Annotated in this window: 25 protein-coding genes; all 25 read right to left on the bottom strand. The window is 67.7% G+C overall.

Going from position 1 to position 15,279, the window contains the following annotated elements; genetic code table 11:
* Positions 1 to 80: 80 nt before the first annotated feature.
* Complete coding sequence (rplO, locus tag ASF35_RS06190) at positions 81 to 521, bottom strand: 50S ribosomal protein L15 (RefSeq protein WP_055964326.1); 441 nt, start codon at positions 519 to 521, stop codon at positions 81 to 83.
* 1 nt (position 522) lies between these two features.
* A complete protein-coding gene (rpmD, locus tag ASF35_RS06185; protein ID WP_055964323.1) occupies positions 523 to 705 on the bottom strand; it encodes a 50S ribosomal protein L30 in 183 nt (60 codons plus the stop codon).
* Entirely contained in the window at positions 705 to 1,322 is a 618-nt protein-coding gene (gene rpsE / locus ASF35_RS06180; protein WP_055964320.1) for a 30S ribosomal protein S5, read from the bottom strand. Before rpsE ends, rpmD begins: the two co-directional genes overlap by 1 nt.
* A 40-nt stretch (positions 1,323 to 1,362) precedes the next feature.
* The gene (rplR, locus tag ASF35_RS06175; RefSeq protein ID WP_055964318.1) at positions 1,363 to 1,746 is read right to left on the bottom strand and encodes a 50S ribosomal protein L18; all 384 of its coding nucleotides are present in this window, start codon (positions 1,744 to 1,746) and stop codon (positions 1,363 to 1,365) included.
* Positions 1,746 to 2,288: a 50S ribosomal protein L6 gene (rplF, locus tag ASF35_RS06170; RefSeq protein WP_055964315.1), complete on the bottom strand. Its 543-nt coding sequence runs from the start codon at positions 2,286 to 2,288 to the stop codon at positions 1,746 to 1,748. Before rplF ends, rplR begins: the two co-directional genes overlap by 1 nt.
* Positions 2,289 to 2,304: 16 nt before the next feature.
* A complete protein-coding gene (gene rpsH, locus ASF35_RS06165) occupies positions 2,305 to 2,712 on the bottom strand; it encodes a 30S ribosomal protein S8 (protein ID WP_055964313.1) in 408 nt (135 codons plus the stop codon).
* Between the two features lie 101 nt (positions 2,713 to 2,813).
* On the bottom strand, positions 2,814 to 2,999 hold the full coding sequence (locus ASF35_RS06160) for a type Z 30S ribosomal protein S14 (protein WP_055964310.1): 186 nt from the start codon (positions 2,997 to 2,999) through the stop codon (positions 2,814 to 2,816).
* Position 3,000: 1 nt separating this feature from the next.
* Positions 3,001 to 3,564 (bottom strand): 50S ribosomal protein L5, encoded by a 564-nt coding sequence (rplE, locus tag ASF35_RS06155; protein ID WP_055964307.1) that lies wholly within the window; start codon positions 3,562 to 3,564, stop codon positions 3,001 to 3,003.
* A 2-nt stretch (positions 3,565 to 3,566) separates the two neighbouring features.
* Positions 3,567 to 3,941 (bottom strand): 50S ribosomal protein L24, encoded by a 375-nt coding sequence (gene rplX / locus ASF35_RS06150; RefSeq protein ID WP_055964304.1) that lies wholly within the window; start codon positions 3,939 to 3,941, stop codon positions 3,567 to 3,569.
* A 1-nt stretch (position 3,942) separates the two neighbouring features.
* Positions 3,943 to 4,311 carry a 50S ribosomal protein L14 gene (gene rplN, locus ASF35_RS06145; RefSeq protein WP_055964301.1) on the bottom strand — a complete coding sequence of 123 codons (369 nt, stop codon included), beginning with the start codon at positions 4,309 to 4,311 and terminating at the stop codon, positions 3,943 to 3,945.
* A gap of 7 nt (positions 4,312 to 4,318) precedes the next feature.
* Entirely contained in the window at positions 4,319 to 4,624 is a 306-nt protein-coding gene (gene rpsQ, locus ASF35_RS06140; protein ID WP_055964297.1) for a 30S ribosomal protein S17, read from the bottom strand.
* Complete coding sequence (gene rpmC, locus ASF35_RS06135) at positions 4,621 to 4,845, bottom strand: 50S ribosomal protein L29 (RefSeq protein WP_055964293.1); 225 nt, start codon at positions 4,843 to 4,845, stop codon at positions 4,621 to 4,623. The genes rpsQ and rpmC overlap by 4 nt, the downstream gene beginning before the upstream one ends.
* A 2-nt stretch (positions 4,846 to 4,847) precedes the next feature.
* Entirely contained in the window at positions 4,848 to 5,270 is a 423-nt protein-coding gene (rplP, locus tag ASF35_RS06130; protein ID WP_055964290.1) for a 50S ribosomal protein L16, read from the bottom strand.
* Positions 5,270 to 6,112 carry a 30S ribosomal protein S3 gene (gene rpsC / locus ASF35_RS06125; RefSeq protein ID WP_055964287.1) on the bottom strand — a complete coding sequence of 281 codons (843 nt, stop codon included), beginning with the start codon at positions 6,110 to 6,112 and terminating at the stop codon, positions 5,270 to 5,272. Before rpsC ends, rplP begins: the two co-directional genes overlap by 1 nt.
* Position 6,113: 1 nt before the next feature.
* Complete coding sequence (rplV, locus tag ASF35_RS06120; protein WP_082480222.1) at positions 6,114 to 6,551, bottom strand: 50S ribosomal protein L22; 438 nt, start codon at positions 6,549 to 6,551, stop codon at positions 6,114 to 6,116.
* Positions 6,548 to 6,829 carry a 30S ribosomal protein S19 gene (rpsS, locus tag ASF35_RS06115; protein ID WP_055964284.1) on the bottom strand — a complete coding sequence of 94 codons (282 nt, stop codon included), beginning with the start codon at positions 6,827 to 6,829 and terminating at the stop codon, positions 6,548 to 6,550. Before rpsS ends, rplV begins: the two co-directional genes overlap by 4 nt.
* Positions 6,830 to 6,861: 32 nt before the next feature.
* Positions 6,862 to 7,689, bottom strand: a complete 828-nt coding sequence (rplB, locus tag ASF35_RS06110; RefSeq protein ID WP_055964281.1) for a 50S ribosomal protein L2 — start codon at positions 7,687 to 7,689, stop codon at positions 6,862 to 6,864.
* A gap of 13 nt (positions 7,690 to 7,702) precedes the next feature.
* A complete protein-coding gene (gene rplW, locus ASF35_RS06105) occupies positions 7,703 to 8,005 on the bottom strand; it encodes a 50S ribosomal protein L23 (RefSeq protein WP_055964278.1) in 303 nt (100 codons plus the stop codon).
* Between the two features lie 2 nt (positions 8,006 to 8,007).
* A complete protein-coding gene (gene rplD / locus ASF35_RS06100; protein ID WP_055964275.1) occupies positions 8,008 to 8,994 on the bottom strand; it encodes a 50S ribosomal protein L4 in 987 nt (328 codons plus the stop codon).
* Positions 8,995 to 8,997: 3 nt separating this feature from the next.
* On the bottom strand, positions 8,998 to 9,654 hold the full coding sequence (gene rplC / locus ASF35_RS06095) for a 50S ribosomal protein L3 (protein WP_055964270.1): 657 nt from the start codon (positions 9,652 to 9,654) through the stop codon (positions 8,998 to 9,000).
* A 16-nt stretch (positions 9,655 to 9,670) separates the two neighbouring features.
* Positions 9,671 to 9,979, bottom strand: a complete 309-nt coding sequence (rpsJ, locus tag ASF35_RS06090) for a 30S ribosomal protein S10 (RefSeq protein WP_055964267.1) — start codon at positions 9,977 to 9,979, stop codon at positions 9,671 to 9,673.
* Between the two features lie 876 nt (positions 9,980 to 10,855).
* Positions 10,856 to 12,049 carry an elongation factor Tu gene (tuf, locus tag ASF35_RS06085; RefSeq protein ID WP_055964264.1) on the bottom strand — a complete coding sequence of 398 codons (1,194 nt, stop codon included), beginning with the start codon at positions 12,047 to 12,049 and terminating at the stop codon, positions 10,856 to 10,858.
* Between the two features lie 107 nt (positions 12,050 to 12,156).
* Positions 12,157 to 14,268 (bottom strand): elongation factor G, encoded by a 2,112-nt coding sequence (fusA, locus tag ASF35_RS06080; RefSeq protein WP_055964261.1) that lies wholly within the window; start codon positions 14,266 to 14,268, stop codon positions 12,157 to 12,159.
* Positions 14,269 to 14,339: 71 nt separating this feature from the next.
* Positions 14,340 to 14,810, bottom strand: coding sequence for a 30S ribosomal protein S7 (gene rpsG, locus ASF35_RS06075; RefSeq protein WP_055964258.1), 471 nt, complete (start codon positions 14,808 to 14,810; stop codon positions 14,340 to 14,342).
* Positions 14,810 to 15,184, bottom strand: coding sequence for a 30S ribosomal protein S12 (gene rpsL / locus ASF35_RS06070; protein WP_055964255.1), 375 nt, complete (start codon positions 15,182 to 15,184; stop codon positions 14,810 to 14,812). The genes rpsG and rpsL overlap by 1 nt, the downstream gene beginning before the upstream one ends.
* Positions 15,185 to 15,279 lie beyond the last annotated feature (95 nt).

Genomic DNA, 15,279 nt, shown 5'->3' with positions numbered 1-15,279 from the left:
GCCGGACGACGAACGACGGCGAGGCTCTCGGGTGGACCCGAGGGGTCCGAGAGCCTCGCCGTCGTGCGTCAGAGCGTCATTCAGAGCTCGGTCGCGCTGCCGCCGGCGGCCTCGATCTTGCTGCGGGCCGAACCGGAGAACTTGTGAGCCGTGACCTGGACGGCGACCGAGAGGTCGCCCTCGCCGAGCACCTTGACCAGGTGGCCCTTGCGGACCGCCCCGGCCTCGACCAACGCGTCCACGTCGATGGCGCCACCCTCGGGGAAGAGGGTGCCGATCCGCTCGACGTTGACGACCTGGTACTCCTCACGGAAGGGGTTCTTGAACCCCTTCAGCTTGGGCAGGCGCATGTGGAGGGGGATCTGGCCACCCTCGAAACCGGCCGGCACCTGGTAGCGGGCCTTGGTGCCCTTGGTGCCGCGGCCGGCGGTCTTGCCCTTGGAGCCCTCACCGCGACCCACACGGGTCTTCGCGGTCTTGGCACCGGGGGCGGGGCGCAGGTGGTGGAGCTTCAGCGCCATGTCAGTCAACCTCCTTGACGTCCACGAGGTGCGGGATGGTCTCAGCCATGCCGCGGATCTCCGGACGGTCTTCCTTGACGACGACGTCACCGATGCGCTTGAGACCCAGCGACCGCAACGTGTGGCGCTGGTTCTGCTGGCGACCGATGGCCGAACGAACCTGGGTGATCTCGAGACGTGCCATCAGACACCAGCCTCGACGGGCGCGTTCTGCGCCTCCTTGATGCCCTCGGCCTGCGCCTTGAGCAGGGCGGCGGGCGCGACGTCCTCGACCGACAGGCCGCGACGCTGCGCGACCATCTCGGGCGACTCCAGGCCCTTGAGGGCCGCCACCGTCGCGTGGACGATGTTGATGGAGTTCGAGGAACCGAGCGACTTGCTCAGCACGTCGTGCACACCGGCGGCCTCGAGCACCGCGCGCACCGGGCCACCGGCGATGACGCCGGTACCGGGCGAGGCCGGACGCAGGAAGACGACACCGGCCGCCTTCTCGCCCGTCACCGGGTGCGGGATGGTGCCCTGGATGCGCGGGACGCGGAAGAAGTTCTTCTTCGCCTCCTCGACACCCTTGGAGATCGCCGTGGGGACCTCCTTGGCCTTGCCGTAGCCGACACCGACCTGGCCGTCACCGTCGCCGACGATCACGAGGGCGGTGAAGCTGAAGCGACGTCCACCCTTGACCACCTTCGCGACACGGTTGATCGTGACGACCTTCTCGATGTAGTTGGACTTGTCGCCGCCGCGGTCGCCTCGACCACCGCGACGGTCTCCGCCTCCTCGGCGGTTCTGCTGGGCGCTCATGCGGCACTCCCCATGTCGTTGGTGTTGATGTTGTGGGTCATCAGAACTCCAGCCCGCCTTCACGCGCACCGTCGGCCAGCGCCGCGACACGACCGGCGTACCGGTTGCCCGCGCGGTCGAAGACGACGCTCTCGATGCCGGCGGCCTTCGCCCGGTCGGCCACGAGCTCGCCGACCTTCTTCGCCTTGGCGGTCTTGTCGCCCTCGAAGGACCGCAGGTCGGCCTCGAGGGTCGAGGCCGAGGCCAGCGTGTGACCCTCGAGGTCGTTCACGACCTGGGCCACGATGTGCTTGCTGGACCGGGTCACGACGAGACGAGGACGCTCGGGCGAGCCGTGGAGCTTCTTGCGACCGCGGATCTGGCGACGCGCGCGCGACGTGGCGCGAGCGGAGCGACCCTTGGACTGCTTGATGGAGACGGCCATCACTTACCAGCCTTTCCAGCCTTGCGCAGCACGCGCTCGCCGGCGTAACGGACGCCCTTGCCCTTGTAGGGCTCGGGCTTGCGGATCTTGCGGATGTTCGCGGCGACCTCGCCGACCGACTGCTTGTCGATGCCGATGACCGAGAACTTGGTCGGGGCCTCCACGTTGAACGTGATGCCCTCGGGGGCCTTGACGACCACGGGGTGGCTGAAGCCGAGCGCGAACTCGAGCTCCGTCGGGCCCTTGGACAGGACGCGGTAGCCGACGCCGACGATCTCGAGCTTCTTCTCGTAGCCGTCGGTGACGCCGACGACCATGTTGCTGATGAGCGTGCGGCTCAGCCCGTGGAGGGCCTTGCTCCTGCGCTCGTCGTCGGGACGGTTGACCTCGAGGCTGCCGTCCTCACCACGGGCGACCGTGATGGGGTCGGCGACCGTGTGGGACAGCTCGCCCTTGGGGCCCTTGACGCGGACGTCCTGGCCTTCGATGGTGACCTCGACGCCGTTCGGGACGGCGACGGGCAGCTTGCCGATGCGCGACATGTGTTCGTCTCCTCCCTCACCAGACGTAGGCGAGGACTTCTCCGCCTACACCCTTGGTCGTGGCCTGACGATCGGTCAGCAGGCCCTGGCTGGTCGAGATGATGGCGACACCGAGTCCGCCGAGCACCTTCGGCAGGTTCGTGGACTTGGCGTACACCCGCAGGCCCGGCTTGCTGATGCGGCGGATGCCGGCGATCGAGCGCTCGCGCTGGGGGCCGTACTTGAGGGTGATCTGCAGGTTCTTGGCCACCTCGCCCTCAGCGGGCTCGATGACGCGGTAGTCGGTGATGTAGCCCTCCTGCTTGAGCAGGGCGAGGACGCCCTCCTTCAGCTTGGAGTACGGCGCCGACACCTCGTCGTGGAACGCCTGGTTGCCGTTGCGGATCCGCGTGAGCAGATCCGCGATCGGATCGGTCATGGTCATGGTGGTGTGTTCCGTTCCTGCCGCGGTTTCGCATCCCGTGCCCCCAGGCGATGTGCCATGCGGGTGAGGGAGGACCTACGACGGTCGTGAGGGTTGGTGGATTACCAGCTGCTCTTGGTGACGCCCGGGAGCTCGCCGCGGTGCGCCATCTCGCGCAGGCAGATGCGGCACAGGCCGAACTTCTTGTACACCGAGCGGGGACGGCCGCAGCGCTGGCAGCGCGTGTAGCCACGGACCGCGAACTTGGGCTTGCGGGCCGCCTTGATCTTCAGGCCGGTCTTCGCCATGTCAGTTCTCCTTGAACGGGAAGCCGAGCCGCTTCAGCAGCGCGCGACCCTCGTCGTCGTTGATGGCCGTGGTGACGATGGTGATGTCCATGCCACGCGAGCGATCGATCTTGTCCTGGTCGATCTCGTGGAACATGACCTGCTCGGTGAGACCGAAGGTGTAGTTGCCGCGGCCGTCGAACTGCTTGCCGTTCAGACCACGGAAGTCGCGGATGCGCGGGAGGGCGAGCGTCAGCAGACGATCGAGGAACTCCCACATGCGGTCGCCCCGCAGCGTGACGTGCGCGCCGATCGGCATGCCCTCACGCAGCTTGAACTGGGCGATCGACTTGCGCGCCTTGGTCACCTGCGGCTTCTGGCCCGTGATGGCGGTGAGGTCGCGGATCGCGCCCTCGATGAGCTTGCCGTCGCGAGCTGCCTCGCCGACACCCATGTTGACGACGATCTTCGTCAGCCCGGGCACCTGCATGACGTTCGCGTGGTCGAACTCCTCGCGCAGGGCCGGGAGGATCTCCTCGCGGTACTTGGCCTTCAGCCGCGGAGCGGCGGTGGTGGACTCGGCCATGCTCAGATCTCCTTTCCGGTCTTGGAGGACACGCGCACGCTGCGCTGGGCCTCGTAGCTGGAACCGTCTGCACGGTTCTTGGTCACGTCGTCGCGGCGGTAGGACACGCGCGTGGTGGTCTTGTCACCGTCGACGTCGACCACGAGCATCACGTTCGAGACGTGGATCGGGGCCTCACGCGTGATGATGCCGCCCTGGCCGCCGTCAGCGCCGGCGCGCGTGTGCCGCTTGATGCGGTTCACGCCCTCGACGATGACGCGGTTGCGCTCGGCGATCACCTCGATGACCTTGCCCTCGACGCCCTTGTCGGCTCCGGCGATGACCTTGACCTGGTCACCCTTGCGGATCGACAGCGTCGACTTCTTGTTGCTGGTCATGTCAGAGCACCTCCGGGGCGAGCGAGATGATCCGCATGAACTTCTTGTCGCGCAGCTCGCGGCCCACGGGGCCGAAGATGCGCGTTCCACGCGGATCGCCGTCGGTCTTCAGGATGACCGCGGCGTTCTCGTCGAACTTGATGTACGAACCGTCCGGACGACGGCGCTCCTTGACGGTGCGCACGATGACGGCCTTGACGACGTCGCCCTTCTTGACGTTGCCGCCGGGGATGGCGTCCTTGACGGTGGCGACGATGGTGTCGCCGATACCGGCGTAGCGTCGACCCGATCCGCCGAGAACACGGATGCAGAGGATCTCCTTCGCACCGGTGTTGTCGGCGACCTTGAGTCGCGACTCCTGCTGAATCATCTGTCTCTCACTTCGCCTTCTCGAGGATCTCCACGACGCGCCAGCGCTTGGTGGCCGACAGCGGGCGGGTCTCCTGGATGAGCACACGGTCGCCGACGCCGGCCGCGTTGGCCTCGTCGTGCGCCTTGAGCTTCACGTTGCGACGCAGCACCTTGCCGTACAAGGCGTGCTTGACGCGGTCCTCGACGATGACGACGACGGTCTTGTCCATCTTGTCGCTCGTGACGAGTCCCTCGCGCACCTTGCGGTAGTTGCGGTCGCTGCTGGGGGTGTCGTTCGTGGTGGTCACGGTGTCCTTCTCGCTGGTGCTCATGCCTCGACCGCCTCGATGATGCCCAGCTCGCGCTCGGTCAGCACCGTGTAGATGCGGGCGATGTCGCGACGGACGGTCTTGAGGCGAGCGGTGTTGTCGAGCTGGCCCGTGGCGTTCTGGAAGCGCAGGTTGAACAGCTCTTCCTTGGCCTCGCGCAGCTTGGTCTCCAGAGCCTCGGCATCGAGGCCGCGCAGCTCTGCGGCAGTGGTCTTCGCAGCCATGCTCAGAACCCTCCCTCGGTGTCGCGGGTGATGAAGCGGGCCTTCATCGGCAGCTTGTGGATGGCGCGGCGCATCGCCTCACGGGCGACCTCCTCGGTCACGCCCGACAGCTCGAACATGACGCGTCCGGGCTTGACGTTCGCGACCCACCACTCGGGCGAGCCCTTGCCCGAGCCCATGCGGGTCTCGGCCGGCTTCTTGGTCAGCGGGCGGTCGGGGTAGATGTTGATCCACACCTTGCCGCCACGCTTGATGTGACGCGTCATGGCGATACGAGCGGACTCGATCTGGCGGTTGGTCACGTAGTGACCCTCGACCGCCTGGATGCCGAAGTCGCCGAACGCGAGCTCCGTGCCGCCCTTGGCCATGCCGCGCCGCTTGGGGTGGTGCTGCTTGCGGTACTTGACCCTACGAGGCATCAACATCAGGACTGCCCTCCTTCGGTGGCAGCGCCCGCGGCGGCCGCGGCAGGAGCTGCCTCGGCTGCGGGTGCGGCCTGCTCGGCCGAGGCCTGCGCAGCACCCTGTGCTGCCGGAGCCTGACCGGCCTGGTCGTCACGTGCGGGACGACGCCCGCGCTGGGGGCGACGGCTGCCGGGAGCGGCGGCGCGACGCGCGGTCTCGGCCTCGCGCTCGGCGCGGGTACCGGCGACCTCACCCTTGTAGATCCACACCTTGACGCCGATGCGACCGAAGGTGGTCTTGGCCTCGTAGAAGCCGTAGTCGACGTCGGCGCGGAGCGTGTGCAGGGGCACGCGGCCCTCGCGGTAGAACTCCGAGCGGCTCATCTCGGCGCCGCCGAGACGACCCGAGCACTGGATCCGGATGCCCTTGGCACCGGAGCGCATGGTCGTCTGCATCGCCTTGCGCATCGCGCGACGGAACTGCACGCGACCGCTCAGCTGCTCGGCGACACCCTGAGCGACGAGCTGGGCGTCGAGCTCGGGCTGCTTGACCTCGAGGATGTTGAGCTGCACCTGCTTGCCGGTGAGCTTCTCGAGCTCACCACGGATGCGGTCGGCCTCGGCGCCACGGCGACCGATGACGATGCCCGGACGCGCGGTGTGGATGTCGACGCGGACGCGGTCACGCGTGCGCTCGATCTCCACGCGGCTGATGCCGGCGCGATCCATGCCCTTGGTCAGCAGCTTGCGGATCTTGACGTCCTCACCGACGTAGCTGCTGTACAGCTTGTCGGCGTACCAGCGGCTCTTGTGGTCGGTCGAGATGCCGAGTCGGAAGCCGTGCGGGTTGATCTTCTGGCCCATGTCAGCGACCGCCCTTCTTCGAGTTCTTGCGCGACTGCGGCACGTCAGCGGCCGGCTGCACGACGACGGTCAGGTGGCTCGTGCGCTTGAGGATGCGGTTGGCCGCACCCTTGGCGCGCGGGCGCCAACGCTTCATGGTCGGCCCCTCGTCGACGTGCACGACGGAGATCACGAGGTCGGACGCGTCCAGGCCCTCGGTGGTCTCGGCGTTCGCGACGGCGGACTCCACGAGCTTGTAGAAGTTCGACGCGACGGCCTGCGGAGCGAACCGCAGGATCGCGAGAGCCTCGTCGGTGTCCATGCCGCGGACCAGGTCGCCGACACGGCGGGCCTTCTGCGGCGTGACCCGCACGAAGCGGGCCACGGCGAACGCGCCCGGTGCGTCGCCCAGCAGGCGCTCGCGGCGCGCGCTGACGTTGTCTCGGGTGGCTGCACTCATCGCCTCTTGGCCTTTCGATCGTCCTTCTCGTGACCGCGGAAGGTACGGGTGGGGGCGAACTCGCCCAGCTTGTGCCCGACCATCGCGTCGGTGATGAACACCGGGACGTGCTTGCGGCCGTCGTGCACGGCGACCGTGTGTCCGATGAAGGACGGCAGGATCATCGAGCGACGCGACCAGGTCTTGATCACGGTGTGGGTTCCGGCCTCGTTCTGAGCGTCCACCTTCTTCTCGAGGTGGCCGTCGACGAAGGGACCCTTCTTCAAACTACGGGGCATTCTCTACTCCTGGTTCCTGAGCTCGTCGTAGCTCAGCGGCCGGACTTGCGGCGGCGGACGATCATCTGGTCGCTGGCCTTGCGCTTGCGCGTACGGCCCTCGGGCTTGCCCCACGGGGAGACGGGGTGACGTCCACCGGACGTCTTGCCCTCGCCACCACCGTGCGGGTGGTCGATCGGGTTCATGGCGACACCACGGACGGTCGGGCGCTTGCCCTTCCAGCGGTTGCGTCCTGCCTTGCCCCAGTTGATGTTGGACTGCTCGGCGTTGCCGACCTCGCCGATCGTGGCGCGGCAGCGGACGTCGACGTAGCGCATCTCGCCGGAGGGCAGGCGCACCTGGGCGCGCGTACCCTCCTTGGCGACCAGCTGGACACGCACTCCGGCGGACCGACCCATCTTGGCGCCACCACCGGGACGCAGCTCCACGGCGTGGATCTGGGTACCGACGGGGATGTTGCGCAGCGGCAGGTTGTTGCCGACCTTGATGTCGGCGGTCGGCCCGGCCTCGATGGCCTGGCCCTGACGGATGCCGTCGGGCGCGATGATGTAGCGCTTCTCGCCGTCGGCGTAGTGCAGGAGCGCGATGCGCGCGGTGCGGTTGGGGTCGTACTCGATGTGAGCGACCTTGGCCGGCACGCCGTCCTTGTCGTAGCGCTTGAAGTCGATCACGCGGTAGGCACGCTTGTGGCCGCCACCCTGGTGGCGCGTGGTGATGCGACCCTGGTTGTTGCGGCCGCCCTTCTTGGGCAGCGGCTCCACGAGGGACTTCTCCGGCGTGGTGCGGGTGATCTCGGCGAAGTCGGCGACGCTGGAGCCTCGACGGCCCGGCGTGGTCGGCTTGTACTTGCGAATAGCCATGTCTGGTCAGTCCTCAGCTCGGGCTCGAGAAGATGTCGATGCTCTGGCCGGCGGCGACGCTCACGATGGCCCGCTTGGTGTCCTTGCGCTTGCCCTCACCGTTGCGGGTGCGACGCGTCTTGCCCTTGCGGTTGATCGTGTTGACGGCCGTCACCTTGACGCCGAACACGTTCTCGACGGCGATCTTGATCTCCGTCTTGTTCGCGTCCGGACGCACCAGGAACGTGTACTTGTTGTCGTCGATGAGCGCGTACGTCTTCTCGGAGACGACGGGCGCGATCAGGACGTCGCGGTGGTCCTTGTGCAGGGTGCTCATGCTCACTCACCAGCCTTCGTGAAACCGGCGGCCTGCGCGGTCTCCTCGGTGTCGAACCAGACCTCGGCGACCGTCTGGTCGTACCAGGGGCTGTCCGCGGTGTGGTACTTCATCGAGTCGGCGTTGCCCTTGATCTCGTGACCCTTGGGGGCGTTGCCGCTCTTGAGCGGGGCCTTGGAGCCGGGACCGTAGGGCTGCGTCTTGGTCGCACCCTCGGTCGCGTCGGCGGCCGGGGCCTCGACCTTCTCGGCGGGCTCGACGTCGGCCTTCGTGGCCTCGGCCTTCTTCGCCGGAGCCTTCTTCGCCTTGGCCTTCGTGGCCGGCTTCGCAGCAGGCTTGGCGTCGGCCTCGACGACCGCGGCGCTCAGCGCGACGGTCTCGGTGCCCTCGGCCGAACGCGCCTCGACGAAGGCCTCGAACGCGGCCTGCGTGAAGATCACGTCGTCGCTCAGCACGACGTCGTACGTGTTCAGCTGGTCGAAGGTCAGCACGACGAGGTCGGTGACGTTGCGCAGGCTCTTGGCCGTCAGCGCGTCCTCGCGCTTGACGACCACGAGCACGCGGCGACGCGTGGTGAGCTCGGCGATCGCGGCGACGGCGGCCTTGGTGGAGGGCACCTCACCGGTGACGAGCGACTCCACCACGTGCAGACGTCCGGAGCGGGCCCGGTCCGAGAGGGCACCGCGCAGGGCGGCGGCCTTCATCTTCTTGGGGGTCCGCTGGTCGTAGCTGCGCGGCGTGGGGCCGTGCACGATGCCACCACCGTTGTACTGAGGTGCGCGGATCGAGCCCTGACGGGCGCGGCCGGTTCCCTTCTGGCGGTAGGGCTTCTTGCCACCACCGGACACCTCGCCACGCGACTTGACGTCGTGCGTGCCCTGACGGGCGGCGGCGAGCTGGGCGGTGACGACCTGGTGGATCAGGGGGATGTTCGTCTGCACGCCGAAGATGTCGACGGGCAGCGCGGCATCAATGGTCTTGACGGCCATGGATCAGGCTCCCTTCGCGGCAGAGCGGACCACGACGAGTCCACCCTTGGGGCCGGGGACCGCGCCCTTGACGAGGATGACGCCCTTGGCGGCATCCACGGCGTGGACGGTCAGGTTCTGGGTGGTGACGGTCTCGGCGCCCATGTGGCCGGCCATGCGCAGGCCCTTGAAGACGCGACCCGGGGTGGCGCAGCCACCGATCGAGCCGGGCTTGCGGTGGTTGCGGTGCGCGCCGTGGGAGGCTCCGACGCCGGAGAAGCCGTGACGCTTCATGACGCCGGCGAAGCCCTTGCCCTTGCTCGTGGCGGTCACGTCGATCTCGTCGCCCGCGGCGAAGATCTCCGGGGAGATCTCCTGGCCCAGGGCGTAGTCGGCGATGGCCTCGGTGCGGATCTCGACGACGTGGCGGCGCGGCGTGACGCCGGCCTTCGCGAAGTGTCCGGCCTCGGGCTTGTTGACCTTGCGTCCGTCGATCTCGCCGAAGCCGATCTGGACGGCGCTGTAGCCGTCGGTCTCGGGCGTGCGGATCTGCGTGACGACGTTGGTCTCGGCAGCGAGGACCGTGACGGGCACGATCTTGCCCTCGGCGTCCCAGACCTGGGTCATGCCGAGCTTGCGGCCCAGGAGGCCGCGCGCGTTGACGGTGGAGGAGGTGCTCATGTGTTCAGGTCCTCCCTCAGAGCTTGATCTCGATGTCGACACCGGCCGGCAGGTCGAGTCGCATGAGCGAGTCGACGGTCTTCGGCGTCGGGTCGATGATGTCGATGAGCCGCTTGTGCGTACGCATCTCGAAGTGCTCGCGGCTGTCCTTGTACTTGTGCGGCGACCGGATGACGCAGTACACGTTCTTCTCGGTCGGCAGGGGCACGGGGCCGGCCACGGAGGCTCCGGTGCGCGTGACCGTGTCGACGATCTTGCGCGCCGAGGTGTCGATCACCTCGTGGTCGTAGGCCTTGAGCCGGATACGGATCTTCTGTCCCGCCATGCTCTGGTCGTCCTTACTCTTCGTCAGCTGTGTGTGCCCCTGGGGCTGGTTCTCCCTGGAGGGGATCGCTCCCCCTCCGCCCCCGAGGTCGGGCGTGTCGCGGAGTTGACCACGAGCGTGCGCGAACCTTCTGGAGTTGGGTGGTTGGACCGCCGGTCCCGGGCCGCGGCCTCTGACGAGTCCGCGTCTCCTACGTTTCCAGCAGCCAGGCCGTTCACCGTGCGGCGCACCCGTCGGTCCCGGCGTGAGTTCCGGGCAAGCACGCCCCAGCAATACGGCCGGAGCAACCGCACTAGTCTGACAGAGACTCCCCCGCAAACACAAATCGCCCCCTCCCCCGTTCTCGGGGGGCACGCGTGGGGGCTCCGTCGCCCCGCGGTCGCGCGGCGTCAGCACCCGCTGAGCCTGCTGCTGCGTCGGGCCGACTCCTCCTCGCGGTGGGCTCCGAAAGGTCCTCGACCGAGGACCTGGGTGCGTCTCCGGACCGGGCTCGCGAGCTCCGGCGGGGCCAGGAGGCAAGAGGTAGGTGACGCGCCGAACCACTCCGTCAGAGGTAGGTGACGCACCTGTCTGCCGCGCTGAGAGGTGCGATGCCTACCGCAGACCAGACGGTCAGGTGCGTCACCTACCCCCGCGCACTCGCCGACTGCCCGGGAGCCCGCCCGAATCCGGTGCCTCCCGGCCGGTCGAGGCCCTCTCGGAGTCCGCCGCGGACGCGACCGTAGCCGGCGCACCACCACGTCGAGCGCCACACAGCCGGCGCACGGTGGGTCGAGACCCCCGCAGGAAGCGCGCCCACGAGCCCGGACACGACGAAGCCCCCCGGACCCGAGGGTCCGAGGGGCTTCGTCTCAGCAGTGCTGGTGTGTCGTCAGATCACTTGTTGATCTTGGTGACACGACCGGCGCCGACGGTGCGGCCGCCCTCGCGGATGGCGAAGCGCAGGCCCTCCTCCATGGCGATCGGCTGGATCAGCTCGACGCTCATCTCGGTGTTGTCGCCGGGCATGACCATCTCGGTGCCCTCGGGCAGCGTGACGACGCCGGTGACGTCCGTCGTGCGGAAGTAGAACTGCGGACGGTAGTTGTTGAAGAACGGCGTGTGACGGCCACCCTCCTCCTTGGACAGGATGTAGACCTGGCCCTCGAACTCCGTGTGCGGCGTGGTGGAACCGGGCGCGATGATGACCATGCCGCGCTCGACGTCCTCACGCTTCGTGCCACGCAGGAGCAGTCCGACGTTCTCGCCGGCCTGGCCCTCGTCGAGCAGCTTGCGGAACATCTCGATGCCCGTGACGGTCGTCGTCTGCTTGGTCTCACGGATGCCGACGATGTCGACGGTCTCGTTGACCTTGACGATGCCGCGCTCGATGCGACCGGTGATGACCGTGCCACGACCGGTGATCGTGAAGACGTCCTCGACCGGCATGAGGAACGGCTTGTCCGTCTCACGCGGGGGCAGCGGGATGTACTCGTCGACCGCGTTCATGAGCTCGAGGATCGACTCGCCCCACTTGGCGTCGCCCTGCAGCGCCGGGTGAGCAGCGACCTTGACGACGGGGACGTTGTCGCCGTCGAACTCCTGGTCGCTGAGCAGCTCGCGGACCTCGAGCTCGACGAGCTCCAGGATCTCCTCGTCGTCGACCATGTCGCACTTGTTCAGGGCGACGACCATGGCGGGGACGCCGACCTGGCGGGCCAGGAGGACGTGCTCACGGGTCTGCGGCATCGGGCCGTCGGTGGCGGCGACCACGAGGATCGCGCCGTCCATCTGAGCCGCGCCGGTGATCATGTTCTTGACGTAGTCGGCGTGACCGGGGCAGTCGACGTGCGCGTAGTGACGGTTCTCCGTCTGGTACTCCACGTGCGCGATCGAGATCGTGATGCCGCGCTGACGCTCCTCGGGAGCCTTGTCGATCTGGTCGAAGGCCGAGGCCTCGTTCAGATCGGGGTACTTGTCGTGCAGCACCTTGGTGATCGCCGCGGTCAGCGTCGTCTTACCGTGGTCGATGTGACCGATGGTGCCGATGTTCATGTGCGGCTTGGTCCGCTCGAACTTCGCCTTAGCCACTGGGGCTCCTTCTGGGTTGTGAGTTGCAGTGTCTGGAATGTTGCCGGATCTGAAAGCCGTCGGGTCCCGCGGGGAGACCTAGGCCACCTTACCGATGACGCCGAGCGTTACTCGCCGCGGGCCTTCTTGATGATCTCCTCCGCCACGGCCTTGGGGACCTCGGCGTAGGAGTCGAACTGCATCGAGTACGAGGCACGCCCCGAGGTCTTGGACCTCAGGTCGCCCACGTAGCCGAACATCTCGGACAGCGGTACCAGTGCCTTGATCATCTTGGCACCGCCGTAGCCCTCCTCCATCGCCTGGACCTGTCCACGGCGGGAGTTGAGGTCGCCGATCACGTCGCCCATGTAGTCCTCGGGCGTCGTGACCTCGACGGCGAACATCGGCTCGAGCAGAGCCGGGTCGGCCTTGCGTGCGGCCTCCTTGAAGGCCATGTTGCCGGCCAGCTTGAACGCCAGCTCGCTGGAGTCGACGTCGTGGTACGCGCCGTCCTCCAGGGTGAACTTGACGTCGACCATGGGGTAGCCGGCGAGCACGCCGAACTCCATGGCTGCCTGACCGCCGGCGTCAACCGAGGGGATGTACTCCTTCGGCACGCGACCACCGGTGACCTCGTTGTGGAACTCGTAGCCGCCCTCGCCGCCCGCGTCGGGGCCATTGGGGGCCACGCCGATGACGACCTTGGCGAACTGTCCGGAACCACCGGTCTGCTTCTTGTGGGTGTAGCTGTGACCGGTGACCGTCTTCTTGATGGTCTCGCGGTACGCGACCTGCGGCTTGCCGACGTTGGCCTCGACCTTGAACTCGCGCTTCATGCGGTCCACGAGGATGTCGAGGTGGAGCTCGCCCATGCCGGCGATGATCGTCTGTCCGGTCTCCTCGTCGGTGTGGACCTGGAACGTCGGGTCCTCCTCGGCGAGCTTCTGGATGGCGACGCCGAGCTTCTCCTGGTCGCTCTTGGTCTTGGGCTCGATGGCGACCTGGATGACCGGGTCGGGGAAGGTCATCGACTCGAGCACGATCGGCTTGGCCGAGTCGGCCAGCGTCTCGCCCGTGGTCGTGTCCTTGAGGCCCATGACGGCCACGATCTGGCCGGCGCCGACCGACGCGATCTCCTCACGCTTGTTGGCGTGCATCTGGTAGACCTTGCCGATCCGCTCCTTGCGGCCCTTGGTCACGTTGAGCACCGAGGTGCCCGACTCCAGGCGACCGGAGTACACGCGGACGAAGGTGAGCTTGCCCAGGTGCGGGTCCGTGGCGATCTTGAAGGCCAGGCCGGCGAACGGCGCGTCCTCCGACGGCGGGCGGGTGTCCTCGACGGTCTCGTCCTTGGCGTCGTGGCCCTTGACGTCGCCCACGTCGATCGGGGACGGCAGGAAGTCGACGACGGCGTCGAGCAGGGGCTGCACGCCCTTGTTCTTGAACGCCGTGCCGCACAGCACCGGGTTGAGCTCGGCGGCCAGGGTGGCGCGACGGATCGCGGCCTTCAGCTCGTCGACGGGGATGTCCTCGCCGTCGAGGAACTTCTCGGCGATCGCGTCGTCGACGTCGGAGAGCGTCTCCAGGAGGGCCTCGCGACCCTCGGCGGCGGCGTCGGCGAGCTCGGCCGGGATCTCCTCGACCGTGTAGTCCTCACCGATCGTCGTCTCGCCGCGCCACGTGAGGGCACGCATGCCGACGAGGTCGACGACGCCGAGGAAGTCGCTCTCGGCACCGATGGGCAGCTGCAGGACCAGCGGCGTGGCGCCGAGGCGCTCGCGGATGGTCTTGACGCAGAAGTCGAACGAGGCGCCCGTGCGGTCGAGCTTGTTGACGAAGCACATGCGCGGCACGCCGTACTTGTCGGCCTGGCGCCACACGGTCTCGGACTGCGGCTCGACGCCGGCGACACCGTCGAACACGGCGACGGCACCGTCGAGGACGCGCAGCGAGCGCTCGACCTCGACCGTGAAGTCGACGTGACCGGGGGTGTCGATGATGTTGATCTGGTGGTCCTTCCACCAGCAGGTCGTCGCGGCGGACGTGATGGTGATGCCGCGCTCCTGCTCCTGCTCCATCCAGTCCATGGTGGCGCCGCCGTCGTGGACCTCACCGATCTTGTAGGTGATGCCGGTGTAGAACAGGATCCGCTCGGTGGTGGTGGTCTTGCCGGCGTCGATGTGCGCCATGATGCCGATGTTGCGGACCCGGGTCAGGTCGGTGGTGATGTCGGTTGCCACGTGGCTTCAGCTTTCCTTCGGAAGTCTTGGATGTTCTGTCGCCGGAGCACCGGGGTGCTCCGGCGAACCGGCTACCAGCGGTAGTGGGCGAAGGCGCGGTTGGCCTCTGCCATCTTGTGCGTGTCCTCGCGCTTCTTGACGCTGCCGCCGAGGCCGTTGCTGGCGTCGAGGAGCTCGTTCATGAGGCGCTCGGCCATCGTCTTCTCGCGACGCTCGCTCGAGTACTTGACCAGCCAGCGCAGGGCGAGGGTGGTCTGGCGGGCGGGGCGGACCTCGATCGGGACCTGGTAGGTCGCACCGCCGACACGACGGGACTTGACCTCGAGGGCGGGCTTGACGTTGTCGAGCGCGCGCTTGAGGGTGACGACCGGGTCGGTGCCGGACTTGTCGCGGGTGCCCTCGAGCGCGGTGTAGACGATGCGCTGGGCGGTCTGCTTCTTGCCGTCGACGAGGATCTTGTTGATCAGCATCGTGACGAGCTGGTTGTTGTAGACCGGGTCGGTCTCGGGGATGCGCTTCGGCGCGGGACCCTTGCGAGGCATTAGCTCTTCTCCTTCTTCGCGCCGTAGCGGCTGCGAGCCTGCTTGCGACCCTTGACACCCTGGGTGTCGAGGGAGCCGCGAACGATCTTGTAGCGCACACCCGGGAGGTCCTTCACACGGCCGCCACGCACGAGCACGATGGAGTGCTCCTGGAGGTTGTGGCCCTCACCGGGGATGTACGCGGTGACCTCGGTACCGGAAGACAGACGCACACGAGCGACCTTGCGAAGCGCCGAGTTCGGCTTCTTCGGGGTCGTGGTGTAGACGCGGGTGCAGACACCGCGGCGCTGGGGCGAGCCCTTGAGTGCCGGCGTGGTGGTCTTGGTCACCTTGGTCTGGCGGCCCTTGCGGACCAGCTGGTTGATCGTGGGCACTACGGACTTCTTTCTTCAGGCGAGAAGGACTCTGAGTCGTGCTGCACTCGCCGCCGAACTGGTGCTGGGTGGCGGGATGCGCGCAGCGGCCTGGC

Origin of the sequence: Aeromicrobium sp. Leaf291 (assembly GCF_001423365.1) — a bacterium.
GTDB lineage: Bacteria > Actinomycetota > Actinomycetes > Propionibacteriales > Nocardioidaceae > Aeromicrobium.
The sequence above is the reverse complement of the archived record's forward strand: the minus strand, read 5'-3'. Positions and strand labels throughout refer to the sequence as shown.

What these genes read in the sequence shown, in the direction of transcription:
- rplO (WP_055964326.1), bottom strand. Translation starts at nt 521, where the DNA reads ATGGCGCTGAAGCTCCACCACCTGCGCCCCGCCCCCGGTGCCAAGACC.
- rpmD (WP_055964323.1), bottom strand. Translation starts at nt 705, where the DNA reads ATGGCACGTCTCGAGATCACCCAGGTTCGTTCGGCCATCGGTCGCCAG.
- rpsE (WP_055964320.1), bottom strand. Translation starts at nt 1,322, where the DNA reads ATGAGCGCCCAGCAGAACCGCCGAGGAGGCGGAGACCGTCGCGGTGGT.
- rplR (WP_055964318.1), bottom strand. Translation starts at nt 1,746, where the DNA reads ATGGCCGTCTCCATCAAGCAGTCCAAGGGTCGCTCCGCTCGCGCCACG.
- rplF (WP_055964315.1), bottom strand. Translation starts at nt 2,288, where the DNA reads ATGTCGCGCATCGGCAAGCTGCCCGTCGCCGTCCCGAACGGCGTCGAG.
- rpsH (WP_055964313.1), bottom strand. Translation starts at nt 2,712, where the DNA reads ATGACCATGACCGATCCGATCGCGGATCTGCTCACGCGGATCCGCAAC.
- ASF35_RS06160 (WP_055964310.1), bottom strand. Translation starts at nt 2,999, where the DNA reads ATGGCGAAGACCGGCCTGAAGATCAAGGCGGCCCGCAAGCCCAAGTTC.
- rplE (WP_055964307.1), bottom strand. Translation starts at nt 3,564, where the DNA reads ATGGCCGAGTCCACCACCGCCGCTCCGCGGCTGAAGGCCAAGTACCGC.
- rplX (WP_055964304.1), bottom strand. Translation starts at nt 3,941, where the DNA reads ATGACCAGCAACAAGAAGTCGACGCTGTCGATCCGCAAGGGTGACCAG.
- rplN (WP_055964301.1), bottom strand. Translation starts at nt 4,311, where the DNA reads ATGATTCAGCAGGAGTCGCGACTCAAGGTCGCCGACAACACCGGTGCG.
- rpsQ (WP_055964297.1), bottom strand. Translation starts at nt 4,624, where the DNA reads ATGAGCACCAGCGAGAAGGACACCGTGACCACCACGAACGACACCCCC.
- rpmC (WP_055964293.1), bottom strand. Translation starts at nt 4,845, where the DNA reads ATGGCTGCGAAGACCACTGCCGCAGAGCTGCGCGGCCTCGATGCCGAG.
- rplP (WP_055964290.1), bottom strand. Translation starts at nt 5,270, where the DNA reads ATGTTGATGCCTCGTAGGGTCAAGTACCGCAAGCAGCACCACCCCAAG.
- rpsC (WP_055964287.1), bottom strand. Translation starts at nt 6,112, where the DNA reads ATGGGCCAGAAGATCAACCCGCACGGCTTCCGACTCGGCATCTCGACC.
- rplV (WP_082480222.1), bottom strand. Translation starts at nt 6,551, where the DNA reads ATGAGTGCAGCCACCCGAGACAACGTCAGCGCGCGCCGCGAGCGCCTG.
- rpsS (WP_055964284.1), bottom strand. Translation starts at nt 6,829, where the DNA reads ATGCCCCGTAGTTTGAAGAAGGGTCCCTTCGTCGACGGCCACCTCGAG.
- rplB (WP_055964281.1), bottom strand. Translation starts at nt 7,689, where the DNA reads ATGGCTATTCGCAAGTACAAGCCGACCACGCCGGGCCGTCGAGGCTCC.
- rplW (WP_055964278.1), bottom strand. Translation starts at nt 8,005, where the DNA reads ATGAGCACCCTGCACAAGGACCACCGCGACGTCCTGATCGCGCCCGTC.
- rplD (WP_055964275.1), bottom strand. Translation starts at nt 8,994, where the DNA reads ATGGCCGTCAAGACCATTGATGCCGCGCTGCCCGTCGACATCTTCGGC.
- rplC (WP_055964270.1), bottom strand. Translation starts at nt 9,654, where the DNA reads ATGAGCACCTCCTCCACCGTCAACGCGCGCGGCCTCCTGGGCCGCAAG.
- rpsJ (WP_055964267.1), bottom strand. Translation starts at nt 9,979, where the DNA reads ATGGCGGGACAGAAGATCCGTATCCGGCTCAAGGCCTACGACCACGAG.
- rpsG (WP_055964258.1), bottom strand. Translation starts at nt 14,810, where the DNA reads ATGCCTCGCAAGGGTCCCGCGCCGAAGCGCATCCCCGAGACCGACCCG.